The sequence below is a fragment of the Fictibacillus phosphorivorans genome, assembly GCF_007673525.1.
Classification (GTDB): Bacteria; Bacillota; Bacilli; order Bacillales; family Fictibacillaceae; genus Fictibacillus; species Fictibacillus phosphorivorans_C.
In genome coordinates, this window is sequence record NZ_VDZU01000001.1 from 3,080,661 (window position 1) to 3,105,076 (window position 24,416).

Below are 24,416 nucleotides of genomic sequence, written 5' to 3' on the forward strand. Positions count from 1 at the left end.
CACCAATAGTTTAGCACGTTTGATCGAATTAAATAAGGAGCACGGAAGCTTTTGCGTCAATGGTTGTATGCGTTTTCATAACAAACAGTAGAATGGTCGGAGAAAACTGATAATAACAGGAAATATTGTGATTTTATTAGGAAAATAAAGGATAACGAAATAGAGAGGAGAAAAATATATAAAATTGTATCTATTAAAGTTAGGGGTTGAAAAATGAAGAATAGATCTAACTATGTCATTGGCTATAAAAACCTGAAAATTCCTTACGTAATACAAACCAAAACAGATCAGCCAAAAGGGCTCGCCATCATGCTTCCGGGTATAGGGTATACAGTTAAATCACCATTGTTCCATTTTTCTTCTGGAGCATTTTTAAACAAAGGATATGATGTATTACATGTAAACTATCCTTATTCTTCAACAGATTACGAAGATTTCAGCTTGGAAGAAATCACATCAACCCTTATTAACGATGTTTCCAAAGTTTTAAATGAAGTGGTTGATCACACAATCTATAAATCTTATTACGTGATAGGAAAATCCTTTGGCACTATGGCTATGCCCACTGCACTAGACATGTTGCCCAGCCAAAGCACGAAGGCAATCTGGTTAACACCTCGTTTAATTGGTGAACAGGTTTTTCAAACACTAAGAACGTGTACTCAAGACAGCCTTTGTGTAATTGGTGATAAAGATCCCTTTTATGACATAGATAAAATGAATCACATCATTCGTAACCCATCTATAGAGTGTATGATGCCTCATGGTGCAAATCATGCACTTGAAGTAGACAACGATATTCTAACATCTATTGATATGGTTAAAAGTGTTATGAAAAGAATAGATGATTTTATCTCTTTAAAGAACGGAGTATTAAACCATGAACTTTAAACAAAGTGAAGCTCTCGAAATTCTAGAGCGTACACCTGCCGTTTTGACAAACTTGTTATCAAGACTCTCAAATGAGTGGTTAAAATGCAATGAGGGTGGAGATTCATGGAATTCTCTTGAAGTCGTCGCTCACTTGATCGACTGCGAAAAGAGCAACTGGATACCAAGGATTAATAGCATTCTTTCAAGTTATGAGGATGCTCCTCTTCCACCCTTTGATCGATTCTCTCATCTTGGAAAAGAAACAGGGGTGGAAGAGCTGCTGCGTGAATTTTCGCAAAGTCGGCAGCAAAGCTTATATCAATTAGGTACTTTAAAAATAAGTTCCCTTGATCTAAATAAGACTGGATTACATCCAGAGTTTGGATCTATTACCCTACAACAATTATTATCCACGTGGGCCGTTCATGACCTTACACACATCAATCAGATTAGTAGAGTTCTGGCTAAACGTTATGATTTCGATGTTGGTCCGTGGAAAACATACTTAAGCATACTCAAATAACGTTCCCCCCGTGGGAGCTTTTTTTATATTTACCATGGAGGAAAATAATGGATTATGTCGAATGATTATAGTTAACTTTATTAGATAAAAAGAGAGAGAGAGATTTAGGGGGAAAATTTTATGTATTTACTTGTCCTTCGGCGCATTGTTTATTTTTTGATGCCGATCGTAGGTGTTTTTTTCATTGGTGCACTTCCTTACCTTTTCTTCAGCAATGTTCAAGGTATCGAAGCTGTTGCTCGTTTACTGGATTCTGGCGCACTCGAGAATGCACTCTTTTTAAACCAGGATTTGGGATTATTTTTCGAGCCTTATCTTGATAAGATATGGGATTTGTTCATAAACCTCATAACGTTTTCAAATGTGACTTTTTATGAATATCAACAGGAGAAGTTACTGTTCCCAACCATTTTAAAACCTTATTTTTATTCTATAAAACTAGTATTGGGTGCATTCTTTCTAGCTATAGCTTCATCAATCATACTGGCTTTGATTATCAAGATATTACCTGACCGCATTCAAAAAGGAATTCGCTTCTTATTTTTTTCACTCGAGTCCTTACCCGATATCTTTATCGTTGTTATCATTCAATATAGCATGATTCTGTATGTTAGAAATACGGGAAATCTCTTGTTCCCGATCGTACATAGCGATCAAAATCCTAGCTATTTCTTACCGATTTTTTGCTTGAGCATCTTGCCAACTCTTTTCTTAATAAGAACGTTGCTGTTTTTACTCGATGATGAAGATTCAAAAACGTATGTAGAATTTGCCCGCGCAAAAGGAATACGATATGCGCTGATCCTTTATATTCACATGCTAAGAAATTCACTTTTAAGTCTGTACTATTATTCAAAGAACGTGTATTGGTTACTAATCTCTACACTCTTTATGGTAGAAACCATTATGGCGATTCCCGGTATCACTGATTTTATGCTAGATAACGGTCCTACGACACCGGATGTCATTACAGTTAGCGTTTTGCTCATGTTCGTTCCGTTTTATCTATTATTTACACTTTCCTCTTATGTTCTAGAGCATAAGCTGGGACGCACTAATGAGGAGGTGGCGTAAGATGTCTGTATGGAGAAGTCCGTTATTTTTAAGTGGTTTTCTAATTATTGTTACCTTGTTTTTCGGAAGCATCATCTATTCACATTTTGTACCGAATGAAAAACAGCCAGTGATGCAAATTCGATTTGACGAACAAAAACAGCCTGTTGATTCAGCACCAATCGCTCCTTTTAAAGAAATGCCATTTGGTACAGATCGATTTGGTGTCAGCATTTTACACAAGGTGATCGATGGAGCAAAGTATACATTAGGATTTGCATTCTTAGTCGCGTTCGCTCGTCTTTTCTTCGGAACATTATTGGGATTAATCTTGAGTCAGCTCCCAAAATCTATACTTCGGGCTTCAAGCAAACTCTTTGAATCCTTTTATTATGCACCTGCAACCATTGTCGCCTATTTACTTATCTATCCTGTTCTCCAAATTTTCACATGGTCTGTACCGAAAGAACAACAAACCATATTTTCTTTGCTGATTCTCATATTAATCGCAGTCCCTACCGTGATGGTAACGGTAGCCAACGAAACGTCAAAGTTTTTAGAGAATGAGTTTATCTCTTCTGTTAACGTACTAGGAGGCGGAAGAATTCACAAGCTCCGGAAACACGTATTACCATATTTAAAACCGCGATTAAGCATTCTATACAGCCAACAGCTAATCGCAACGCTACTACTGGCAGCACATCTTGGCATTTTACAAGTTTTTATCGGTGGAACTGACTTCATCACTCTCGATCCACTAGAAAATAATACTGTGCCTGTTGCTATGATCAACGAATGGTCGAGCATGATCGGTGCCAACTATTATCAAATTCGCGGTGATCGCTGGATCGTATTTGCTCCACTCGCTGGATTTGCCGTAACCATTCTTGCGTTGAACTTTATGGTTGAAGCGATGAAACGTCAATACCTTGCAAAAGGTGCTTACACGAAAAGAACACGAAGAGTAAGAAAGACAAAAACTCCTGTGCCAGTTAAGAAATTGTCTCAAGAGCAGTTTGATAGGATTATGAAAACAGGAACGGACAATTAATTAATGAATAAGAATGACTCGGTGAGGAAAAGATTTACCTTATCGAGTCTTTATCATTTGGTATGTTTTTCGTTCGTTTTGAATAAAGAAAATAAAAAGGAGTGAACTCTTTGAGCGAAGCAGACCTTAACGTCATTTTCTATACCTTGTTCCTTCTACTCGGGTTACCGATCAGCTATAAATACGCCAAGTTTACTGTCACACATACGGGTATGGTGCTTCCTCACTTCTTTGTCAGTATGATGCTTAACTTATGTATAGGTTCAATTGGCATTGTAGGGTGGATCTTTTTTTCTGTAAGAATCTCTAGAGCATTCACTATCGGTGGCATTTATTTAGGTGCTTGGATCATTTCAATAAGTTTAGTCACCTTGTTAGTCCTTCTCATGTGTAAACGTAAATCAATGATACAGAGCTTTCACTATCACTCGTCAAAATAGCAAAACACCTTCCATGTTCAGGAAGGTGTTTTGCTTCTTTATGCCTTGATACTTTCCTTCTCGAGATCTGATGCCGGGCCAAAGAACTCAAAATGAATGTTCTCTTTTGATACATTCAACGCTAGAAGAGCTCTATTTATTACCTGCATAAATGGGATTGGGCCACAGAAATAATATTCTGCATCATCTTTTAAAGGTAAGATCTCCTTTAACCAAGCTTGATCGATGTAACCCCTCTTCGTGTAACCTAAATCTTCATCTAATGGACTTTCATACACAAAATGTGTAGTGATATGATCTGAAGCTTTTGCTATATCTCTAACCTCATCCTTTAAAGCGTGTGATTGACCGTTGATTGCAGCATGAACGAATGTAACCTCTCGTTCTGGCTGTTCACTTGCTACAGTTTTCAGCATGCTTACCATAGGAGTAAGCCCCACACCACCGCTAATCAGGACAACGTGCTTTTCACTATCTGTATTTAAATAAAAGTCACCAGCTGGAGCGCTTAAATGAAGAATGTCTCCTTCTTTAACACGCTCATGCAAATAAACGGAAACCATTCCGTCGACTGCATCCGTACCGCTTTCTTTTTTAACAGAGATGCGATAACTGCTCTGTCCTGGAGCGTCAGACAAGCTGTATTGTCTGATATGTGTGTTTACCTGACCAGGTATATCCATTTTGATACTCACATATTGGCCGGGCTTAAATTTTGCAAGTGCTATTTTATCTTCCGGCTCTAAATAAAAGGACGTGATTACAGAGCTCTCTTCTATTTTACGTGTTACGACAAAAGGTCTGAAGCCTTCCCATCCCGCATTTTCATACATTTTACGTTCAATCCCAATAAAGACATCCGCAATCACACCATACGCTTCTGCCCAAGCATTGATGATCTCATCTGTTGCAGCATCACCAAGAACATCTTTAATAGCAAGAAGCAGGTTTTCACCGACAACAGGATAATGCTCTGGCTTTACACCAAGGCTTCGATGTTTATATGCGATTCCTTTTACGACGGGAATGATCGTCTCAAGCTTATCGATATTAGCTGCTGCTGCGTATACGGCGTTTGCTAATGCAGCTTGCTGACGTCCTTTTTTCTGGTTTGCATGATTAAAGATATTTAAAAGCTCTGGATGTTTCTGAAACAGCATTTCATAAAAACGGGAAGTAATCGCTTCTCCGTGTACTTGTAAAACAGGTACGGTTGACTTAATTATTTCAATGGTTCTTTGCTGTAGCATGTCAATTCCCCCTTATTTTCTTCTTACAACTCTATCGTAAAAGAAGGATAAAAGAGAATGTGTGATTTGAATCACTTTTCCTTAGGACGTTTTGTGAACATAAATAGTGCTATTTTCTCAGCCACATTTCTGCTTTTTGATTCATTTTCTTCTGAAGTCCCGCAGAATTCTTCGAGTCTTCTAAAGCTTCTCCTGCGTATTGTCTTGGAAAGATCTTATACAATGATCGTTTAAAGTCAGCTCCATCCTGCGGTTCTTTATAATGTGAAATCACATACTTTCCATCTTTACTCCTAAGTTTGATTACGGCTGGAACGGAATGGCCGGACTGCCCTTCTGCCTTTGTTGATTTGTTAAATCCCTGAAAAAATGAGTAAAGATAGATCGATGTCACCTCCCCTGTTTCTTTCGCTCCATAGATTTTATGAACTTCAAACTGTTTATCCGATTCAGGATATACGTCATCATAATGTTGGATGATGTAATCCGAGATTAACTCATTCATTTCAGAAGTTACTTTTAATTCATTAGAGGAGTGGAATGAAGTACACCCCATTAATAAGAAAAGCATGCTCCAAGTGATCAACGTCATTCTCATTATATAAGGTAACATTCATTTCCCCGCTTTCTTTATGTTAAATCTTGCCCCCATAACGATTGTAAAAGAATCATGTATAGAGTAAGCAGCACAGAAACGATCATAAAGATAACTGAAATGAATCGGTAGTCATCCACTTTAGCAAGCGCAATTCCATAAACAGTCATCGCTAGTATCGTTGTTGCATAATACACAAAAAACATAGGGTAAAAATACAATGGACCTAAAAACAAACCTAAAGAAGCAAACTGTATAGAAAAAGCTAAGATTGAAAGTAAAACCCACTTCTCTTTTCCTTTTACTATCACTGCACCAAATAAAGAAAACAATACAGCTCCTAATACTAACATGACTAATGCCCATTCATAGAGAAAGAACAAACTTTCATGAAATACGGCGAAATAATAACCCACGATCATGACAGGAAAGATGGCAAGCAGGAAAAACGAACTTCTCTTTACATATTGATCGCTACCCAATTAACACTCCCCCTTTTTAAATAGCTTTCCCCTACCATATTACCATTTTATGGTTCGCTTTTAATCAATTCTTTTCAAACTATTCAAACGATTTTATAATAATATGATACTATTGAAAGATACAAAACTTCACAAAGTGAATAAACAGAACTTTTATTTATCAGGAGTTGGCAAAGAGTTGAGAAGATCGTTGATCACCTATAAAGAAAAAACTGTCCACCTTACTGAATGGGGTGAAGCCCATAACCCAACCATTGTTTGCTTACATGGCTTAGGAAGTACAAGTCTTAGCTTTCTAGAAGTAGCTGAGGAATTACAGAAGAATTTTATAATCATTGCCTTTGATGCTCCTGGACACGGGAAGTCTGAGCCCTTTGACACAGCTGTAGATTATGAGATGCCTAGACTCGTTGATTGGCTTCATGGTTTGTTAGTACACTTAAATGTAATCGATTTCTATCTCTTGTCCCACTCATGGGGAAGCTTTCTGGCTCTTCACTATTTGGTTCGTTTTCCTGAGCATGTTTTGGATACGATATTAATCGATGGCGGCTATCAAACAAAGCGTATCTGGTCTTCCTCTCTAGAAGAAGAAATGGATCATTATGAAAAAGATTTTGATGAGTACGTGTTCGATTCTTGGAATGACTTTTTTCTAGCTGAAAAAGAAAGCTATTTGATGTGGTCACCGTTAAAAAATATCGCAGTTCAAGATCTAGGTATCGAAAGAGACGGTAAAGTTTGCTGGCATGCTAAAGGCGAAACTGCCCGTCATATCATTCGCGGTATGCATCTTAACGAAACAGAAGATATCTATCATCTTCTTCCACCAGGTATCACTTTACTTGTCGCCACCGTACCTGAGCGATTGTCTGATATGAGATTGCAGACCGCTGAAACCTTTAGAATTAACGCAAACGGTGAACTACATATAGTGCCAAACACGACACATTTGTTGCACTGGGACAGACCCCGCATAGTAATCGATGTAGTTTTATCAAAATGGCTAAAAAAATTGGAGGTTAAATGATGGCATACCTACTCGTATATTTTTATAAATTAAAACCTGAAGTGAAAGAAAAGTTTCTTGAAATATCATCGAGATCGAATAAAAAGTTTCAAGAATACGGAGGTGTGACAGAACAGATTTTCAAATTGTCCACATCACCAAAAAATTATGGATTCTCCTCTATTTCTGAAAAACTGCAAGTTGATGAAGGTGAAGAACTCTGGATCGGCCTTCTTCGTTTCCAATCTGAAGAACATGCACGCATGACGATGGAGGACTTTGATCAAGATCCAGAGATGAAAGCACGATTAGACGAATTTGTCACACATGTAGCACCACTTGAAAAGTTAGTTTTTGGTGAGTTTGTTTCTGAAACTGAGGTAGTGACCGTATAGTAGAACGTCTAGAAAGCATAAAGCATTCATAAGATGAATAAAAAAATGCATCTCCTTGCTAAAAGGAGATGCTTAACCAAACTCTTTTTGATGTGCTTTTTTCATCTTCAAATATTCTTCATCTGTTCGCGCTAATTTCCACTTCTCCTCAAAGATTGCGGCTGACTTTGCTTTCACGGGATCAATCTTCCTTTTATTAACCTCACCCTCCTCATTGTATTTCCTTCCGCCTTTATAGTTCGTATACCGTCTTGCACGAGTATACCCCATCTGAAGAAACTTTCTAGCCATATCAGCTCCCACAAAGTCTTTATTTTTCTTATAGTCTAAAAACTGTTCGTAGATTTTTTCTGATGACTTTTCAGCTTCTTCAGGGGTCTTAAAGCGCCAATGCGGCAAGATCTCACTCTTATAAGGTTCCACTAATAATACTCCTTGTTCACCACGGCCTACACGATACTTTTCAGGATGTTTTCGAAAATCGATATTATCAAAGTCAAGGTCATAATCAAATGCCATTTCCTATTCCTCCTTTTTGTTATCGTTACCCTAAAAGAAAGAAATCAAAAATAAAGAGTGTTTTCGTAATCGGTGTTGCTTTTGAAAGTTTGTTGGTTTCCGCTGCAGATCGCATGGGGCGTAAGGTGAGACACTTAGAAGTGAAACGTACGAATGTGGCTCACCGCCTGTCCCATGGAAAGCGAGCAGCCTGGAACGGAAATTAACACTTCCAAAAGCATCAAGGTATACGAGGACAGACTTTAGATAACAAAAAAATAATAAAGAATTTGGTATAAGAAAAAGATCCGCTGCTTCTTTAAAAGAAACAACGGATCCATTACTTTTTACTGAACAACTTCATACAAACTCTTCGATGCGCCTTCAACAAATGGACATGGTTTTCCTGAGTAAAAAACGGTTAACTCATGCATCGCTCGAGTACAAACTGTATAAAACAATTTACGTTCTCGCTCCAGTTGATAACCTGATGCATCAAATATCGTTACTGCGTCAAACTCGATTCCCTTGGCTAAATAGGATGGGATGACGATTACTCCTTTTTGAAAAGAAGCATCCTCATCAATCATAAGCCTCACATCTAGATTATCTTTCAGTTTCTCATAAACCGCTTTGCTCTCTTTAGCCGAACGGCAGATCACCGCTATCGTTTCATGGCCTTTATTCAACCAATTCCCTACAAGCTTCTTCACCTGATCAAGATGATCTTCCTCACGTTCTACTGCTGCAATAACGGGTTTTTCACCTGAACGATTAAACGGAATAATCTCGCTTCCGTCTTTCAGTAGACTTTTCGTAAACTCTACAATTTCTTTTGTAGAGCGATAACTTCTTTGCAGAGTAATCGTTTCAGGATTCTTCTTGTTTAATAAGTTTCTGAGCATACTGAACGTTTCATCTGACGAATGTGCATAAATCGATTGGTTTAAGTCACCTAAAATTGTTAAGTTTGCTCTTGGGAAAATACGCTGAATAAAAGCAAACTGAAACGGTGAGAAATCTTGTGCTTCATCAATAAAAACATGGCGAACTGCTGCATTCGATTGAAAACCTACTAATAATTCTTTTACATATAACAGCGGAGTAGCATCTTCATTCGCTAAATGGTTTTGTTTCAGATTAAACAATGTTTGATTGCAGATTTCGTTCCAAGTATCCACGTCCTCCATCAATCGTTTATTCTTCTGAAACAACTTAGCATATAAGCTCTTTATATCAATAAACGAAAACTGTTCGATGCTCTCTCTAAGTGATTTAAAGGCGATTCGCGTCACATAAGCAGATAGCACTTTTTGTTCACTCGAAAGATCGTTGAATGAGTCAGCTCCGTATTTATTGCGTTCCTCTAACTTCTCATATAGCCTTGTATAAACATTTCTATCAAGAAGCTGTATCTCTTTTTCAACCCATGGTTTCTTGCGTTCTCTTCGTTCTATTTTCTTCAGCTCTTCTAAGATCCAAGCCACCGTCTTTTTCATTCGATAGGGAACGGTTTCTTTCTGGTCTAGAGAATAGAAGTATTCACTGATCTGTTTAGAACGAATCACAATACGGTCTCGAAATCTCACATTTAAAAATTGTATGCCAGATGTACTTAACTGCTTAGCATAGCGATGAATCGCTTCTAGGAATTCAACAGAGGCTTTAAACTGTATTGCTTCTACACGCTGTGATTCTTCTTGTTCAGATAAAAGCTCTTCCATCTGCTCAAAAGGCGTCTCGATTGAGTAGTCTCCTCCTAAGTGGTGATCCACATAAGCGTGAAACGTGGTTTGTTCCATGTTTTCCTCGCCCAGTTCTGGCAATACGTTTGCTACATAACTATTGAACATGTTGTTTGGTGAAAATAAAACAACATGGTGCGACTGAATCGTTTCTCGATCTCTGTACAACAGAAAGGCTACACGCTGAAGAGCTGCTGATGTCTTCCCGCATCCAGCTGCACCTTGAACAACAAGTAAATCACTTGCAGTATTTCGTATGATTGCATTTTGCTCTTTTTGAATCGTCGCGACTATGCTTTTCATTTGTGTATTCGCTTGGTTGCCTAATACGTGCTGTAACAATTCGTCACCGATCGCTTCTCCCGTATCAAACATTCCTGTTATAAGAGCATTCTTAATCATAAATTGACGTTTAAGTTCGAGCTCTCCTTCAATGGTACCACTCGGTGCCCGAAAATCAGCTTCACCTAGAGAGTGGTCATAGTATAGACTCGAAATTGGCGCACGCCAATCATGGACAAGAAACGTGCTTGAAGGTTCATCGTAATAAGATGCTATTCCGATATAGACTTGTTCTATGTCCTCTTCTCCATCTTCTTTAAAATCGATTCGACCAAAGTAAGGGGAGCTTTTTAATTTTTCATATGTTTTAAGTCGAGCCTCTGCAGAGGTATGACTGCGTTCGATCTCAGATAATAATTCCGACTGCTGTTTAATGCTAGCGGCCGTTTCAATTGCATCGTCGGCATCTTCTAAGTTCACTGTAACATCAGACCAAAAATTCTTTCGGATTTGAACAACATCAGCCTTCTTTCCTCCGAGATGATCCAGAAGTTTATCTGTTGCATCAGAAAGTTTATGAATAACTTGATCTACACGCTTTTGTTCATTTTGTTGCTCCTGATCCCATGTTGTCATCCGATTTCCCCCTACAAAAAAATTTATTAGTTAATCGTTGACACACGTTCCCATTTTATCGTATAATAAAATTAGGAACATTTATAAATTAAAATAAGAAGTTAGTGCGTCTTTTCTATAATAGCATATTTCTTTATATAAAGTACATATATAAAAACAGTGAACTCCTAAAAGGTTTTCACTGTTTTTTTTGTTCAAAAAATTATGCTTGTTTAGCGGTTTGATTTTCGATGATTCTTTTTATCGCATGCATTTGTCCAAGGTGATTAGTTTCGTGAAAAACAGTAAAATTTACAAGCTCACCAAAAGTATTTAAATTAAATACTGGTTTTTCCAGTTTTTCAAACAAGCGTTCTTCTGGCATCTCTTTTACTCGTGCTAACTGCTCTTCTAACTGCTGTTTGAGTTCTTTAAGTGTAGGAACTTCACCTTTCCAATCTGCAGGACTTGTTCCTCTATTAAATAGCTCAACATAGCGCGTTGGTAGATTAGCAGAATGTTTCGGGAATCCAAACATGAAGTATTCCGCAGTCGTGAGGACGTGTCCAATGTGCCAGCGGATATTATTATTGAACCCATGGGGTTGAATATCTGCTGCAGCCTCATCCATTCCATCCAATTGCTTTAGAAAGATACTTCTCGCTAGTTCAAAGTTTTGAATTGTTAATTGATTCATAATAAACCTCCTCAGAGTTTGCTCTTTCATCATTCATCTTACGTGTACAATCGTTTCAAGACAAACGTTATGCTGACGCGCAAAAATCTATTCTGATCGATAGTTATCGTGAATGGGTGTAAATAGATCTTCATCCGTCTTGCGCACAACAGAAAAATGATCGACATTATAATGACCATGCAAAACTTTATTGTGATGACTTACGATCTGTTCTGCTTTTAACACTTCTGAATCTGAAGTAGAGTGACCATCTTCAACAAGGGTGACATCGAAGCCAGAGACAGTTGCGAATCGTACAGCAGTATCTATGCAATGTTCTGTTTTGCAACCCATAATAACGAGATGACCAATTTTCTCCTCTTCTAGATAACTTAATAAAGATGTATTATAAAAGGCATTCGTCGCCTGCTTATCAAAAACTTGAGCATCCTCTGGAACATTAATCGCAGAGTGAACCTCAAAACCTGCTCCCTCTCCCTCAGAAACATCTACGTCTCTAACAAAAACAAGGGCAGCCTTTGCTTGCTTCGCTTTTTCAATAACAACATTTATGTTTTGAATCAAACCTTCTTTGTTATAAACCGCCCGCTCACTCGCATTCCCCTCAATCAGTTCTTGCTGTGCATCAATAACCAATAAAGCATGTTTCAAATTACCCGCTCCTTTTTCCTTTATCACTTTAATACTTCTTTTAAAAGTATAAAAATCCTTGCCACTCAAATATTTATTTCAATAACTGGTTATTACTAACAAAGAAGGAATTTTTTATAGTTGCGAAAAACATGAAATTATCTAATAATAGTAAGGTTCAACAAGTGAGTTATTTAGGAGGAAAAGAAAAATGAAGTACATCATCTTTCTGGCTGGAGTGGCAGCGGTTTTCTTGTTAGCCTTTCTTGTCAGTAATGATCGCAAAAAGATCAAATACAAGCCGATCCTAGTTATGCTTGGATTACAGCTTATCCTTACATACTTTCTATTAAATACAGGCGTTGGCCTTGTCATTATAAAAGGTATCTCTAAACTGTTCGAGAAGTTGTTAAGCTACGCAGGGGCTGGGGTTGAATTCGTGTTCGGCGGTCTGGCGAACGAAGCTGCAATGCCCTTCTTCTTAACTGTTTTATTACCGATCGTGTTTATTTCTGTATTGATCGGGATCGCACAGCACTTCAGAATCCTTCCATTCATCATCAAATGGATTGGTTTTGCGCTAAGTAAGGTAAACGGCTTAGGAAGACTTGAGTCTTACAATGCAGTCGCTTCTGCTGTTTTTGGACAATCAGAAGTATTTATTTCAGTAAAAAAATTATTGGGTCACCTACCAAAGCACCGCTTATATACGCTTTGTACATCTGCTATGTCAACTGTTTCTGCTTCAATTCTTGGAGCATACATGGCCATGATCGATCCAAAGTATGTAGTAACTGCACTCGTGCTTAACTTATTCGGTGGATTTATCATCGCCAACATCATTAATCCCTATGAAGTTACGGAAGATGATGACATCATTGAAATTGAGGAAGAAAAACAAACCTTTTTTGAAATGCTTGGTGAGTACATCATGGACGGCTTTAAAGTTGCTGTGATCGTCGGTGCCATGCTTCTTGGATTTGTAGCGTTAATCGCATTAATCAACGATGTGTTTGATATGATTTTCGGGATTACGTTCCAAACGATGCTCGGATATGTATTTGCTCCAGTTGCATTCTTAGTTGGTATCCCTTGGGCAGAAGCTGTCTCTGCAGGTACAATCATGGCAACCAAACTTGTTTCGAATGAATTCGTAGCTATGATCGATTTAGCAAAATACGCGAAAGACATGTCTGATCGAACGATTGGAATCGTTTCTGTCTTCCTTGTTTCATTCGCTAACTTCTCTTCAATCGGTATCATTACTGGTGCTGTTAAAGGTCTACACGAAGAACAAGGTAATACGGTTGCTCGTTTTGGATTAAAGCTTTTATATGGTGCTACATTAGTAAGTATCTTATCAGCTGCAATTGCTGGTCTGTTTCTATAAGGAAATCAAAAAAAGAAGCCAAGAAAGAAGCCTCGGCTTCTTTTTTGTATCCACATATAAAAAAAGCTGTCTCTTTAAGAGACAGCTATTGTAACTATTATTGAACTTCTTTAGCAAATTGACCAGGGATCAACTTTAATTTTTCGTGAACGGAATTTAACTTTTCTTCAAAGCCTGTGAATAACTCATCAGCTTCAGTTGCTTTTGCTTCATCTTCTAAGCCAGCTACACGAGCTTCATAAGATTTTTTAAGCTCTTCAAGAGAACCTTTTACAGCTTCTTGGTTTTCTTTTGAAAGTTCTGATGGTACTTCAATGGATGGAATCTCTGCAACGGCTTTTTCACCGCTTGCTTTTGCATCTGCTTTTAATTTATCAAGCTCAGCTTGCGGAAGTGCTTCTTCGCCTTCTTTTTCAAGACCTGCAGCATATGCGTTGAATGGAGCGTGATATCCACGAAGCTGGTTCATAAGATCACCTTCAAAGTTAAGAAGTGTGATTTTTTCAGCATTTCCATCTTCTTTCTTTTCTGCAGCCGCTGGTTTAGCCTCTTCTTTTGGTTTCTCTTCTTCCTTGCTGCAACCTACGCTAAGCGCAAGAACAGCAGCCGCTGTTACCGCTAAAAACTTTTTCATCGAGAAAGCCCCCTATATATTTCTATTTTTTGGAACTTTCTCATTTTAATACTTTTTCTTACTATTGTAAATTAAAATGTATCCGTTTTCTTATAAAGAGTTAAAAATAATGCTGAAGGCTTAATATGATTGAATTATCTAACTATTCTAGTAATTCCTATAATTTTTTCTTTCAATATAAAAGTTATCTCTCTATACTAATCGTGTTTGCTTAACCTTTTTCTCATGATGTAATAGCCATTCTTTTCTCCATAAACCTCCCGCATAGCCTGTTAAGCTCCCGCTTGAACCTATAATTCTATGACAAGGAACCACAATACTTAACTTGTTCTTTCCATTGGCATTCCCTACCGCCCGAACCGCTTTTTCTTTTTGAAGCGTGATGGCAATATCTCGATAAGAGGCGGTTTCTGCGAACGGAATATCAACCAGTGAATTCCAGACTGTGTGTTGAAAAGGAGTACCGCTATATTGGAATGGAACCGTAAAAATTTGCCTTACACCTTGAAAGTATTCTATAAGTTGGTCCCGGCAGGCTAGAAGAACAGCAGGTATCTCGTCTTGATTCTCAAGCGCTTCCTCTTTTTCTAAGAAAAGAATGGACTGAACAACGTCTTCGGTTCCTAAAATCTCGATCACGCCTATAGGAGATTCTAACTCTACTCTATACTGTTTACTCATATAACGACCTCCATAAATAAAAAGTTGCGTATGCTTCCCATCCACTCCAATTTTGCGCTTGGTTCTTTAATTCTTTTATTGTTGGCTTTTGCTGCCATTTCAACTGTTTCATCACGGCATTCTGCAGCCCTACATCAGCTACTGGAAATGCATCGGTCTTTAGTAAACATTTCATCAACACATAATCCGCTGTCCAAGGCCCGATTCCTCTGAGCGAAATAAGGTGCTTAGCAGGATCTTCAGAAGATCTCAATATTTCCTTCGACAGTCGACCTTCCACTATTTCTTTTGCTATACCAATCACATATTCCGCTTTTCGCGTGGTAAATTGAAGATTTCTTAAATCATCAACCTGAAGATTTGCGATGATTTCAGGAGATGGATATGCCCAGTATTCATTCTGATGAAGGACTAACTTCTTACCAAAGTTCTCAACCAACCTCTTCTTCAGAGTATAGGCAAATGTTAAGTTGATCTGCTGTCCCATGATTGCCCAAGTCAACGCTTCAAAAAGATCTGGAATCCCGATCATACGTAAACCATAATATCGTTCTACGAGCGGCTGTAATAGACTATCTTCTGAAACAGCTCCATAAAATGATGAAAGATTTTGATTCAGGTCAAACCAATTCCCTAAAAATTCAACGACCGTTTCCATGTTAAGTGGTTCCTTATCTGGAAACTCGATTATGAGCACGTGATCTTTGTAGCTGATCTTGATCAAGATCAGCTCAGCATTCGCCATGATTACTTTGTAGATGTTGTTCTCATGTATGTGATGAAGAATTTCTAAGGGTGATCTCTCAAGAAAAACCAAACATTCTCTATAGGAGAATTCTAGCGGTAACTCTATCATTAATTTCCCATCAAATACATTCCATCTCATAATTCGTTTCCTGTTGTTTCTTTTGATTTTCGGTAGTCACTTGGTGAACAATCTTTATACGTACGAAACGTTTTATAAAAGTTAGAGGGGCTTCGAAATCCTGATTCAAAGCATATCTCAAGACATGTTTTTGAAGTATTCTTTAACAGGTATGCCGCTTTATCGATACGAATATTCTCCACATATTCTCGAGGCGTAACATTCATTTCTTCTTTAAATAATCGTTCGAGATAGAATGGGCTCACCCCAGAGTAGTTCGCTACATCTTGTAAAAGAATTTTTTTATGATGGTTATTTACTAAATAACTAGTTGCTTTTCTAATCAGATTGATTTGTGGACAATGTTCGATCTCTGGCTGACATCTTTTACACGCTCGATAGCCTGCTTCTTCACATTGAGAAATGGAGTCATAAAATGCTACGTTTTGCTTTTTAGGTTTTCGCGAACGACAAGATGGACGGCAATAAATCTTTGTTGTTTTTACAGCTGTATAAAAAAGGCCATCATATGACCTGTTACACTCCATAATCTTATCCCACATCTCATCAAACGACATCTGTATGGTACTCACTGACCCACACCTCCATAAATCATCTTTCCATCATTTTAACAATTTCAACCTAATAAATCGTCCTCATTCTTGCTGTTATGGTCTTTTTCATTCAGCGTTCAATAAATATCCTAAAACAACGGTATACAAAAAGAGTGACGATCCGCCACTCTCATTTACCCTGTATTTACTTGATCGATGCTAGTCTTCCCTTCTTTTTTGACCCGCTCTTAGTCTTATATTGATAATAGATGACTGTTGCGATGAAGAAAGATGTAATACCAAACCCTATGACCATTTTATGAAATCCAATCGTATCTAGGAACAATCCTGTTAACAGCATCAGAACTTGAAAGATAATATTATCAACCATCCCTTTTATAGAGAAGAACCTGCCGTGATAGTCTGACGGGACATCCGTTTGGAAAATGGTAGTTACGACAGGAAACAGCGTTCCAGCAGCAAGACCAAATAATCCAAAAGAAAGAACTGACATGGTTGGATGATCTGCTAAGAACAGAGATGTGTGTGCAGCAGCGATAATGAATGTAATAGCGAACATATAGCTTAACTTCGGATTATCTCTAAAGAATTTCTTTGATAAAAACGTTCCAATGAATACACAAACGCCCTCAGTCGTATAAAGAATTCCTTTAATACCGGCATTATCCTGCAACTCACTAATCTCAATCACCATTAAGTTGAATCCAGATAAAAATAGGTAAGCTGGAATCAATAAAAAGATACCATACACAACTTTACGTTCGTTCTTTATAATGGGATACAATTCTTTAAGCGTTCTAAAGAAGTTATCCTTTTTGCCTGATGGATCTAATTTCTTTGGCTGTTCATCCACATCTAAAAAGAAAGTAGAAATAAGAAGGATCACATACGAAATAAGTGTGACCGTGTACAAAGAAAATAGCGACATGCCAACTAGCATCACTCCGCCGAGTGCAGTGCCTACGATTCGAGATGCAGTAAAGATGTTCATATTCACACCATTAGCATCTAAAAGTTCTTCTTTTTTAACGATCAACGGCAACATGGTTTGCATGGCAGGCTGAGAGAACGTACCAGAAATACCGATAACAAGTGTATAGACCACCATCCACCAAACATTGTTATATGCGATCGCCAAATACATAAAGAAGATAGCTGCACATCGAGCAAACCCAGCATAGATCAATATCTTTTTCTTATTGCTGCGATCAATGATTCGACCCGCCATCGGCGCAAGAAAGATTCCTACTAGGAACCCAGCTAAAATGATTAAAGCCTGCAAAAAAGAGGACTCAACATTCATCTGCAAAAATTCAAGATTCCCAATAATACCTACCCATAGACCTGTACTAGATACAGCCAGTCCAAACATTAAAATTAAAAAATTCCGGTTTCTCCACATGTTCCCCTTCTCCCCTCAGTCATACCGAAATCATTATAATGATAAACAAAATATATATTTCACAAAATAAAATAGACTCACTATTCAGTATACATCATTTAAAAATGTTTCAGAAAAATAATCAGTCATTTTCAGCTTATTTTTTCTCTCTGTTATAATGACAAGAGTAGAAGTTTGAAAGGGGTACACTATGAAACAATTAATCCTTGCTGAAAAGCCAAGCGTGGCGCGCGATCTTGCCCGTGTTCTAGGCTGCAAGCAACAGAATAAAAGTTATATTGAAGGACCAAAACACATCGTTACTTGGGCACTCGGACACTTAGTTGAGCTAAAGATGCCAGAAGACTATGACAAGCAATATAAACAATGGCGCTTGGAAGACCTTCCGATTATTCCAAACCATATGGGACTAAAAGTTATCCGACAAGTTAGCCACCAGTTTCGTGCGGTTGAACAACTTTCTAAACGAAAAGACATTAGTGAGCTTGTAATCGCAACGGATGCTGGACGTGAAGGTGAACTTGTCGCTCGCTGGATCATGGAAAAAGTAAGATGGCAAAAACCAGTAAAACGTTTATGGATTTCTTCTCAAACAGACAAAGCCATTCGAGATGGGTTCAATCAGCTCAAACCTGCTAAACAATATGACAATCTTTATCAATCTGCCGTTTGCCGTTCTGAGGCAGACTGGTTGATCGGACTGAACGTTACAAGAGCGTTAACAACAAAGTATAATGATCCGCTATCTGCTGGTCGTGTTCAGACGCCGACACTTGCGATGATCCTAGATCGCGAGCAAGAGATTAACGCTTTCCAGCCGAAAGATTATTGGACGATTGATGCGACAATCGGTATGTTAAGGGCATCATGGGAACATAACGGAGAGAAGCGTCTATTTGATGAGAAGAAAGCAACAGATATCGTTGCAAAAGTAAAAGAGCAGCAAGCCACAGTGGCTTCACTTCAGAAGAAAGAAAAAACAGAGGCGCATCCGATGCCTTACGATCTTACTGAACTGCAACGTGACGCGAACCGTCGTTTCGGTTTCTCTGCTAAGAAGACCTCTTCAGTACTGCAAAAACTTTATGAACAATACAAGCTTGTTACGTATCCAAGAACAGATTCCCGCTACTTAACAAAAGATATGGAAAATACGATGTATGACCGCCTTCAAGGAATGTCTTCTGGATACCGTGAAGAAGTGCAGCCCTTGTTAAAACAAAAAGGAAATGTGGTCGCAAAGAAAGTATTTAACGATTCAAAAGTGACGGACCACCATGCGATCATTCCGACTGATGAACCGTTACACTTAGGTGATCTTGATAACGATGAGCGTAAACTTTATGATTTAATCGCACGCCGATTCCTTGCTCTATTTTACCCTGCGTATCGATCGGAAACGTTGACCGCTACATTAAACGTTGCGGGTGAAACATTTATGGCCCGTGAAACGCTAGTGCTTGATCCAGGATTTAAAGTGCTGTCTGGTAAAGAAGAAGATAGCCCGCGTGCACTAGCTCATTTAAAAGAAGGGCAATCCCTTTCTGTTAAAGAAGTAAATGCGGAGAAAAAGCTCACTGAGCCGCCTTCCCGTTTTACTGAAGCTGACCTTTTATCTCGTATGGAAAAATACAGTCTAGGTACACCTGCAACACGGGCTGATATCATTGAAAGACTGCTAGGATCTGAAGTGCTTGATCGTAAAAACAATAAGCTGCATCCTACTCCAAAAGGAAAACAGTTGATCGATCTTGTGAATGATGAGCTGAAGTCACCTGAACTCACGGCTAAATGGGAGCAAGACCTTGAAGCCATCGCACGTGGAAAAGGAAATCCAAAACAATTTCTAGAGAACATCCGTAAACAAACAAAACAGCTTGTAATGGAAATCAAGACGAGTTCGCAGGAATATAGAGCACACAATCTAACGGGTTCCAAGTGTCCAGAGTGCGGAAAACTTTTAAAAGAAGTAAAAGGCCGTGACGGCAAAGTGCTTGTCTGCTCGGATCGCGAGTGTTCGTACCGTCGACGTAAAGACCCTAAGCTATCAAACCGACGCTGTCCTCAGTGTCATAAGAAGATGGAGCTTCACAACGGAAAAGCAGGCACTTATTTTCAGTGTAAACCATGTAATGTAGTGGAAAAAGCAGACGATAAGAAAAAGAAGGTTACAAAGCGAGAAGAACGCCAGCTGCTCAAAAAATACAGCACAAACAACAAAGAGGACGAAGGCTTTGGAAACAGTTTGGCTGATGCATTAAAAGCAGCGATGAAAGATAAAAAATAGATGAAAAGCTAACTTCCGAGACTCAAAACTAGCATGTCATTGCTGTTTTGACTCATGAAGTTAGCTTTCTTTAATTTAGGGTAATTTGAATTTGTACGCTTCAAACGTTGATCTGTCCGATTGCATAACGAATCTGTCTGATTAGAGTGTTAATCTGTCCGATTGAACGAGTAATCTGTCCAATTCGAGCATTTATCTGTCCAATTGAACGAGTAATCTGTCTAATTCGAGCATTTATCTGTCCGATTGAACAGTTAATCTGTCCAATTCCCAAGTACGCTCTTCTTACTCAATCTTACTCTATCCTGAATGATGCAGAAGCTACTGCATCATAACCGCTTCCATAGAAATAAACCATTTTATATGTGGATCCTTGTTTGTAACGTGCTGCATTTACATTGTTTTTCGGATTGTACGTAAATTTGCATGTTCCTCCACTAACCTCGGTGTACTGCCACCAAATCGATTCCACCTCACCAGGATTTTCGTTTACTTCATACAAACCAACCCAGTCACTCTTAGGAGCTCTAACCCCTTCCACAACCACATCTAATGTTTCCTCTATACCGCTCACTTTCTCTTTTGATAATGTGATTCTTATTGGCTCACCTTTCTTTGTTCTGCCTATGGCCTTGATTGAATTCGTACTGATATTTCCATATGCATCGAGTGCAAACACTTCTATATCATACGTTGTAGATGGAGCTAACCCTTCAAGGTTCAGCATAAGAGGATTAGGAACAGGATCTTTATAGAACTCCGAAAAGCCTAAATATTCTTTCGCCACCTCTTTAGTCTCTATATTTGTAACGATAACTTTATAATCATGAACGAGTAGATTGTCTTTTGCTTGTGTAAACATAATTGAAAGACTAGTAGCTGATGTCATGTCGTTCGCAATAGAAAGCATCGCATCGTTTGTAAAAAATGGTGGTTTCTTATCTTTTCTAGCATCCGTATATTTAAAACTATTCTTATTGGCAGGAACACTAATTTCAAACGGTTCACCTGTCCAATCATTATTATGGATATCACGGCGGTTAATTAACACCTTATTCTCATACACTTCGACGATTAAAGCTTGGTTTAGAATATCTGCTCCTTCAGGAACTTCTCCTTGTATACGTCCAGCGTCCAGCCATAGATACGCGCCAGTTGAAGTACCGATCGTTGTAAAATCTTTTTGGTGAATAATTCTAGGATCATCTAATGGATAGTGTGTGTGGCCTGAGAATGTAATGACTTGCGGATATTTTTTCAACGTATCGTAGAATAAATCTCTATTTGCCGTAAAGCCCCACTCACTTCCGTACATGGTATCTTTGATCGGCTGGTGATGGAAAACAAAGATGGGTTTCTTCGGATCATCGGTATGTGCTTGCTTTAACTTTTCAGACATCCATTTGATTTGTTTAACAGAGAACGTACCCTCTGTCACCCCATCCTCAGTCCCAAGCACAATAAAATGATACCCTTTGATAATCTTGTGATAGTAGATTGCCGGCATTTTAGTTACTTCTAAAAAACGTTTTTGTGCATCAACCTCTGGTAAACCGTTCCAATAATCATGGTTTCCAATTGCAATCAGCGAAGCAGCTTTTGATTGTTTATTTGTTTCATAGGCCGTTTTAAACTTCTCAAATTCCTGTACTAGACCATTGTCTGTTAAGTCACCTACTACAGCAAATGCATCTTGCTTAGGAACGAGTTGGTTTAATTGTTTGAGAGTCTCTTTAAATTTATTGAAGGTTTGATTGGACGTTTCATTCATATGTACATCACTGACAACTGGAAAAACAAGTATTGGCTTCTTGCGACTCACTTTTTTACCACTATCAGCTAGCACGTCGAGTGAAGCCATTGGATTTATAAAAGTTAACCCTAGGGAAAGTCCAGCTACCTTTGTTGTGCGTTCAATAAACGTTCTACGCGTAATCTTAGATTTTTGGTCTAGGTGCTGTTCATCAAAGGAATTCGTCATTTTATTCTCTCTCCTATCAAGATGTTAATCCTACATGAAAAGTATATTGATAAAATATAAACCCTTGATTACAGATAAGTTAATCATTGTTAAGATCACGCTGTGAATGCAAGCACGTTAGATAAAAATTCATTCATTTACATTCAATCATTACACATATACCAACCAAACAAAAAGAAGGATGGATTATAACTTTCCATCCATCCTCTCCTAATTTTATTGAGTAGCTTCTACACCGGATTTCTTCATCTGCTTCTCATGCGCTTTACCATGAGCACGGTTTCGATCTTCTTCTACTTCGCGAGATACCTTAACTCCTTCTGCAACCTTCGCTGCGCCCACCTGTTGGAGACCATTCTGATCTTTTTGATAGACAAATGAAGCACGCGTTGAGATAGCAGCACCTGGTGACGTTACGAACGGGACGACTCGATAATCAGTTCGCCACTCTTCAGGAGTAACCGTACATCGAACATAGCCTCGATAATCGTTGAAGAATTTAATATGAGGATTCAATCCTAATATCTTATCTGTATCAGAACGTTTATCAGCACCATTCCCACCAGATGTAATGGATGTTCCAACAAATTCAGCTCCAATTACATTAGAGGATGAATTATTGTAATCCGCTTTTAGGTCACAAGCCCAGCTTGCATGTACATCCCCTGTTAATACAATTACATTATTTAAATTCTTTGATTGTACAAAATTTGTGATACGTTCACGAGATGCCGTATACCCGTCCCATGCATCCATACTCAACCGAGGTGCATCAGCTGTACCATAATTTCTTTGTGCAAAGAATACTTGCTGAGCTAGAACATTCCAATGCGCTTTAGAGTTCCCTAGGTTTTGAAGCAACCAGCGTTCCTGTTCACTTCCAGTTAACGTTCGATTCGGATCTTGAGATTCTGGAGTTGGCGGTTTACTTCCGTCTCCGTTCGCTTGATCGTCACGATATTGTCTTGTATCCATTACATTGAACATCGCTAAGTTTCCATATGTGAAATCTCGATAGAGCATCATATCCGCTCCGTGCGGCAGGGATGAACGACGAAGTGGCATGTGTTCATAATACGCTTGATAACCGGCAGCACGACGTTTGACAAATGCTTCAACAGACTGTCCTTTTTCAGGAATCATATTTGCATAGTTGTTCTCCACTTCATGATCATCCCACGTTACCACCCAAGGAAATGCTGCGTGAGCTGCTTTTAAATTGCCATCAGAACGATACTGAGCATGTCTGTTTCGATAGTCTTGGAGTGTCATAATCTCAGGACCGCTATGTGTACGAACATTGCCAGATGGTGATATATATTCATTAGGTCCGTACTCATATATGTAGTCGCCAAGATGAACAACAAAATCCAAATCTTCTTCTGACATATGCTGATATGCAGTAAAAAAACCATGTTCATATTGCTGACAAGATGCAAATGCAAAAGTCATGCTCTTCACATTCGCACCTTTTCTAGGGAGTGTCTTTGTTCTTCCTACAGGACTGAACTCATATCCACTTTTAAACCGATAAAAGTATACATGGTTGGGTTTAAGTCCATCTACTTCAACATGAACAGAGTGCGCTAAATTAGGACGTGCTAGTTCTGTTCCCTTCTGTACAACCTTTTTGAATCGTTCATCTTCTGCGATCTCCCATTTTACAGGTACAGCTTGATTTGGCATCCCTCCGCCATTCAATGGATCTGGTGCTAACCTTGTCCATAAAACAACGCTGTCTGATAAAGGATCACCTGAGGCTACACCTAACGTAAACGGATAATTTCTAAATGTTGGTGCTGCGTTCACTTCGTAACTGCCTAGCGACTGAGCAATTGTGAGACCCAGTGAAATTCCTGCAATTTTCCCGGCACCTGAAAGAAATGTTCTCCGGTTCAGTTTGTTTTTTTTTAAGCTGTCTTCCGTGAGCTTCTTAATCCATTCATCCATCGGTCTTTCATCCATACTTGATGCAACCCCTTTTAAATGAATTTAGTACAGGTTTCATTATAGGATGGAAATATTAAGAAACTATTTTTTCATGTAAACGTATATAAACTTACTCATAGGAACAACTTACTAATCTTACAATTCAAAAAAAAAATGACGAACTGTTGCGCTAGTTTTTCATCAATTTCGCATAAGAATCTTATGCATCAAATGTACTGTTCTTCTTTATAAAATCTTTACAACATACATATAATTCATAGTCAAAGATAAAAGTTGTTTGTATTTATCTATTAAAGGAAAAGGTGATGGCTCAATGGCACTTCGACGAAAAAAGAAAAAAAAGTCCAACAATGAAACATACACATGGCTAGACTCTATGATTGATCTTCTATTAGTTATTCCAGAACTGATCATATGGCTGGTCCGACTTCTTGGAAGAAGTGTTTTTAGGCTGTTTGACGGAATTTAAAAGAGACTGAACTCTCACTTGGAGTTCAGTCTCTTCCATTCACA

Annotated in this window: 26 protein-coding genes; 11 read left to right on the forward strand and 15 right to left on the reverse strand. The window is 38.4% G+C overall.

Features of this window, described 5'->3' with window-relative positions; genetic code table 11:
• The first annotated feature begins 213 nt into the window (after nt 1–213).
• The 5 genes from FS458_RS15450 to FS458_RS15470 all read left to right on the forward strand — a co-directional run bounded on the left by FS458_RS15450 (nt 214) and on the right by FS458_RS15470 (nt 3,940).
• Nucleotides 214–891 carry an alpha/beta family hydrolase gene (locus FS458_RS15450; protein ID WP_144702174.1) on the forward strand — a complete coding sequence of 226 codons (678 nt, stop codon included), beginning with the start codon at nt 214–216 and terminating at the stop codon, nt 889–891.
• A complete protein-coding gene (locus FS458_RS15455; protein WP_144702177.1) occupies nt 881–1,396 on the forward strand; it encodes a DinB family protein in 516 nt (171 codons plus the stop codon). Before FS458_RS15450 ends, FS458_RS15455 begins: the two co-directional genes overlap by 11 nt.
• A 120-nt stretch (nt 1,397–1,516) precedes the next feature.
• On the forward strand, nt 1,517–2,470 hold the full coding sequence (locus FS458_RS15460) for an ABC transporter permease subunit (protein ID WP_144702180.1): 954 nt from the start codon (nt 1,517–1,519) through the stop codon (nt 2,468–2,470).
• A 1-nt stretch (nt 2,471) separates the two neighbouring features.
• The gene (locus FS458_RS15465; protein WP_186320578.1) at nt 2,472–3,500 is read left to right on the forward strand and encodes an ABC transporter permease subunit; all 1,029 of its coding nucleotides are present in this window, start codon (nt 2,472–2,474) and stop codon (nt 3,498–3,500) included.
• Between the two features lie 110 nt (nt 3,501–3,610).
• Entirely contained in the window at nt 3,611–3,940 is a 330-nt protein-coding gene (locus FS458_RS15470) for a hypothetical protein (protein WP_144702186.1), read from the forward strand.
• A 38-nt stretch (nt 3,941–3,978) separates the two neighbouring features.
• Here the strand turns inward: FS458_RS15470 and hmpA are convergent, their stop codons facing one another.
• The 3 genes from hmpA to FS458_RS15485 all read right to left on the reverse strand — a co-directional run bounded on the left by hmpA (nt 3,979) and on the right by FS458_RS15485 (nt 6,267).
• Entirely contained in the window at nt 3,979–5,190 is a 1,212-nt protein-coding gene (gene hmpA / locus FS458_RS15475) for an NO-inducible flavohemoprotein (protein WP_144702189.1), read from the reverse strand.
• Between the two features lie 109 nt (nt 5,191–5,299).
• Complete coding sequence (locus FS458_RS15480) at nt 5,300–5,803, reverse strand: hypothetical protein (protein WP_144702192.1); 504 nt, start codon at nt 5,801–5,803, stop codon at nt 5,300–5,302.
• 17 nt (nt 5,804–5,820) lie between these two features.
• Entirely contained in the window at nt 5,821–6,267 is a 447-nt protein-coding gene (locus tag FS458_RS15485) for a hypothetical protein (protein WP_144702195.1), read from the reverse strand.
• Between the two features lie 178 nt (nt 6,268–6,445).
• Here FS458_RS15485 and FS458_RS15490 point away from each other — a divergent pair, with 178 nt between their 5' ends.
• On the forward strand, nt 6,446–7,297 hold the full coding sequence (locus FS458_RS15490; RefSeq protein WP_260858693.1) for an alpha/beta fold hydrolase: 852 nt from the start codon (nt 6,446–6,448) through the stop codon (nt 7,295–7,297).
• A complete protein-coding gene (locus FS458_RS15495) occupies nt 7,294–7,671 on the forward strand; it encodes a DUF1428 family protein (RefSeq protein ID WP_144702201.1) in 378 nt (125 codons plus the stop codon). Before FS458_RS15490 ends, FS458_RS15495 begins: the two co-directional genes overlap by 4 nt.
• Nucleotides 7,672–7,743: 72 nt before the next feature.
• Here the strand turns inward: FS458_RS15495 and FS458_RS15500 are convergent, their stop codons facing one another.
• Nucleotides 7,744–8,190, reverse strand: a complete 447-nt coding sequence (locus FS458_RS15500) for a DUF4385 domain-containing protein (protein WP_144702204.1) — start codon at nt 8,188–8,190, stop codon at nt 7,744–7,746.
• Here FS458_RS15500 and FS458_RS15505 point away from each other — a divergent pair.
• On the forward strand, nt 8,184–8,396 hold the full coding sequence (locus FS458_RS15505; protein ID WP_144702207.1) for a hypothetical protein: 213 nt from the start codon (nt 8,184–8,186) through the stop codon (nt 8,394–8,396). The two genes, FS458_RS15500 and FS458_RS15505, sit on opposite strands and share 7 nt — an antisense overlap.
• Before the next feature lie 120 nt (nt 8,397–8,516).
• Here FS458_RS15505 and helD read toward each other — a convergent pair whose 3' ends face one another.
• The 3 genes from helD to FS458_RS15520 form a co-directional block, all read right to left on the reverse strand.
• Nucleotides 8,517–10,832, reverse strand: a complete 2,316-nt coding sequence (helD, locus tag FS458_RS15510) for an RNA polymerase recycling motor HelD (protein ID WP_144702210.1) — start codon at nt 10,830–10,832, stop codon at nt 8,517–8,519.
• A gap of 202 nt (nt 10,833–11,034) precedes the next feature.
• Nucleotides 11,035–11,508, reverse strand: coding sequence for a DinB family protein (locus FS458_RS15515; protein WP_144702213.1), 474 nt, complete (start codon nt 11,506–11,508; stop codon nt 11,035–11,037).
• Between the two features lie 87 nt (nt 11,509–11,595).
• The gene (locus FS458_RS15520) at nt 11,596–12,159 is read right to left on the reverse strand and encodes a cysteine hydrolase family protein (RefSeq protein ID WP_144702216.1); all 564 of its coding nucleotides are present in this window, start codon (nt 12,157–12,159) and stop codon (nt 11,596–11,598) included.
• Nucleotides 12,160–12,349: 190 nt separating this feature from the next.
• Between FS458_RS15520 and FS458_RS15525 the strand changes: the two genes are divergently transcribed.
• Nucleotides 12,350–13,528 carry a NupC/NupG family nucleoside CNT transporter gene (locus tag FS458_RS15525; protein WP_144702219.1) on the forward strand — a complete coding sequence of 393 codons (1,179 nt, stop codon included), beginning with the start codon at nt 12,350–12,352 and terminating at the stop codon, nt 13,526–13,528.
• Nucleotides 13,529–13,625: 97 nt separating this feature from the next.
• On the opposite strand, the gene FS458_RS15530 is transcribed toward FS458_RS15525, so the two are convergent.
• The 5 genes from FS458_RS15530 to FS458_RS15550 form a co-directional block, all read right to left on the reverse strand.
• The gene (locus tag FS458_RS15530; protein WP_144702222.1) at nt 13,626–14,162 is read right to left on the reverse strand and encodes a hypothetical protein; all 537 of its coding nucleotides are present in this window, start codon (nt 14,160–14,162) and stop codon (nt 13,626–13,628) included.
• A gap of 192 nt (nt 14,163–14,354) precedes the next feature.
• A complete protein-coding gene (locus FS458_RS15535; RefSeq protein WP_144702225.1) occupies nt 14,355–14,843 on the reverse strand; it encodes a methylated-DNA--[protein]-cysteine S-methyltransferase in 489 nt (162 codons plus the stop codon).
• Nucleotides 14,836–15,729 carry a DNA-3-methyladenine glycosylase family protein gene (locus FS458_RS15540; protein WP_144702229.1) on the reverse strand — a complete coding sequence of 298 codons (894 nt, stop codon included), beginning with the start codon at nt 15,727–15,729 and terminating at the stop codon, nt 14,836–14,838. The genes FS458_RS15535 and FS458_RS15540 overlap by 8 nt, the downstream gene beginning before the upstream one ends.
• Complete coding sequence (locus tag FS458_RS15545; protein ID WP_144703705.1) at nt 15,726–16,271, reverse strand: bifunctional transcriptional activator/DNA repair enzyme AdaA; 546 nt, start codon at nt 16,269–16,271, stop codon at nt 15,726–15,728. Before FS458_RS15545 ends, FS458_RS15540 begins: the two co-directional genes overlap by 4 nt.
• A 196-nt stretch (nt 16,272–16,467) precedes the next feature.
• Nucleotides 16,468–17,685: an MFS transporter gene (locus tag FS458_RS15550; protein ID WP_144702232.1), complete on the reverse strand. Its 1,218-nt coding sequence runs from the start codon at nt 17,683–17,685 to the stop codon at nt 16,468–16,470.
• Between the two features lie 190 nt (nt 17,686–17,875).
• Here FS458_RS15550 and FS458_RS15555 point away from each other — a divergent pair, with 190 nt between their 5' ends.
• Nucleotides 17,876–19,972 carry a DNA topoisomerase III gene (locus FS458_RS15555; protein ID WP_144702235.1) on the forward strand — a complete coding sequence of 699 codons (2,097 nt, stop codon included), beginning with the start codon at nt 17,876–17,878 and terminating at the stop codon, nt 19,970–19,972.
• Between the two features lie 100 nt (nt 19,973–20,072).
• Here FS458_RS15555 and FS458_RS20795 read toward each other — a convergent pair whose 3' ends face one another.
• The 3 genes from FS458_RS20795 to FS458_RS15565 form a co-directional block, all read right to left on the reverse strand.
• Nucleotides 20,073–20,246 (reverse strand): hypothetical protein, encoded by a 174-nt coding sequence (locus FS458_RS20795; RefSeq protein ID WP_186320579.1) that lies wholly within the window; start codon nt 20,244–20,246, stop codon nt 20,073–20,075.
• Between the two features lie 21 nt (nt 20,247–20,267).
• Nucleotides 20,268–21,953 carry a metallophosphoesterase family protein gene (locus FS458_RS15560; protein ID WP_144702238.1) on the reverse strand — a complete coding sequence of 562 codons (1,686 nt, stop codon included), beginning with the start codon at nt 21,951–21,953 and terminating at the stop codon, nt 20,268–20,270.
• A 216-nt stretch (nt 21,954–22,169) separates the two neighbouring features.
• Entirely contained in the window at nt 22,170–23,918 is a 1,749-nt protein-coding gene (locus FS458_RS15565) for an alkaline phosphatase D family protein (RefSeq protein ID WP_144702241.1), read from the reverse strand.
• A gap of 298 nt (nt 23,919–24,216) precedes the next feature.
• Between FS458_RS15565 and FS458_RS20800 the strand changes: the two genes are divergently transcribed.
• Entirely contained in the window at nt 24,217–24,372 is a 156-nt protein-coding gene (locus FS458_RS20800) for a hypothetical protein (RefSeq protein ID WP_186320580.1), read from the forward strand.
• Nucleotides 24,373–24,416: the final 44 nt, after the last annotated feature.

What these genes read in the sequence shown, in the direction of transcription:
- hmpA (WP_144702189.1), bottom strand. Translation starts at nt 5,190, where the DNA reads ATGCTACAGCAAAGAACCATTGAAATAATTAAGTCAACCGTACCTGTT.
- FS458_RS15480 (WP_144702192.1), bottom strand. Translation starts at nt 5,803, where the DNA reads ATGTTACCTTATATAATGAGAATGACGTTGATCACTTGGAGCATGCTT.
- FS458_RS15550 (WP_144702232.1), bottom strand. Translation starts at nt 17,685, where the DNA reads ATGTGGAGAAACCGGAATTTTTTAATTTTAATGTTTGGACTGGCTGTA.
- FS458_RS15565 (WP_144702241.1), bottom strand. Translation starts at nt 23,918, where the DNA reads ATGGATGAAAGACCGATGGATGAATGGATTAAGAAGCTCACGGAAGAC.
- FS458_RS15500 (WP_144702204.1), bottom strand. Translation starts at nt 8,190, where the DNA reads ATGGCATTTGATTATGACCTTGACTTTGATAATATCGATTTTCGAAAA.
- FS458_RS15530 (WP_144702222.1), bottom strand. Translation starts at nt 14,162, where the DNA reads ATGAAAAAGTTTTTAGCGGTAACAGCGGCTGCTGTTCTTGCGCTTAGC.
- helD (WP_144702210.1), bottom strand. Translation starts at nt 10,832, where the DNA reads ATGACAACATGGGATCAGGAGCAACAAAATGAACAAAAGCGTGTAGAT.
- FS458_RS15540 (WP_144702229.1), bottom strand. Translation starts at nt 15,729, where the DNA reads ATGAGATGGAATGTATTTGATGGGAAATTAATGATAGAGTTACCGCTA.
- FS458_RS15545 (WP_144703705.1), bottom strand. Translation starts at nt 16,271, where the DNA reads ATGTGGGATAAGATTATGGAGTGTAACAGGTCATATGATGGCCTTTTT.
- FS458_RS15450 (WP_144702174.1), top strand. Translation starts at nt 214, where the DNA reads ATGAAGAATAGATCTAACTATGTCATTGGCTATAAAAACCTGAAAATT.
- FS458_RS15455 (WP_144702177.1), top strand. Translation starts at nt 881, where the DNA reads ATGAACTTTAAACAAAGTGAAGCTCTCGAAATTCTAGAGCGTACACCT.
- FS458_RS15560 (WP_144702238.1), bottom strand. Translation starts at nt 21,953, where the DNA reads ATGACGAATTCCTTTGATGAACAGCACCTAGACCAAAAATCTAAGATT.
- FS458_RS15505 (WP_144702207.1), top strand. Translation starts at nt 8,184, where the DNA reads ATGCCATTTCCTATTCCTCCTTTTTGTTATCGTTACCCTAAAAGAAAG.
- FS458_RS15495 (WP_144702201.1), top strand. Translation starts at nt 7,294, where the DNA reads ATGATGGCATACCTACTCGTATATTTTTATAAATTAAAACCTGAAGTG.
- FS458_RS15555 (WP_144702235.1), top strand. Translation starts at nt 17,876, where the DNA reads ATGAAACAATTAATCCTTGCTGAAAAGCCAAGCGTGGCGCGCGATCTT.
- FS458_RS15460 (WP_144702180.1), top strand. Translation starts at nt 1,517, where the DNA reads ATGTATTTACTTGTCCTTCGGCGCATTGTTTATTTTTTGATGCCGATC.
- FS458_RS15535 (WP_144702225.1), bottom strand. Translation starts at nt 14,843, where the DNA reads ATGAGTAAACAGTATAGAGTAGAGTTAGAATCTCCTATAGGCGTGATC.
- FS458_RS15525 (WP_144702219.1), top strand. Translation starts at nt 12,350, where the DNA reads ATGAAGTACATCATCTTTCTGGCTGGAGTGGCAGCGGTTTTCTTGTTA.
- FS458_RS15515 (WP_144702213.1), bottom strand. Translation starts at nt 11,508, where the DNA reads ATGAATCAATTAACAATTCAAAACTTTGAACTAGCGAGAAGTATCTTT.
- FS458_RS20800 (WP_186320580.1), top strand. Translation starts at nt 24,217, where the DNA reads ATGGCACTTCGACGAAAAAAGAAAAAAAAGTCCAACAATGAAACATAC.
- FS458_RS15465 (WP_186320578.1), top strand. Translation starts at nt 2,472, where the DNA reads ATGTCTGTATGGAGAAGTCCGTTATTTTTAAGTGGTTTTCTAATTATT.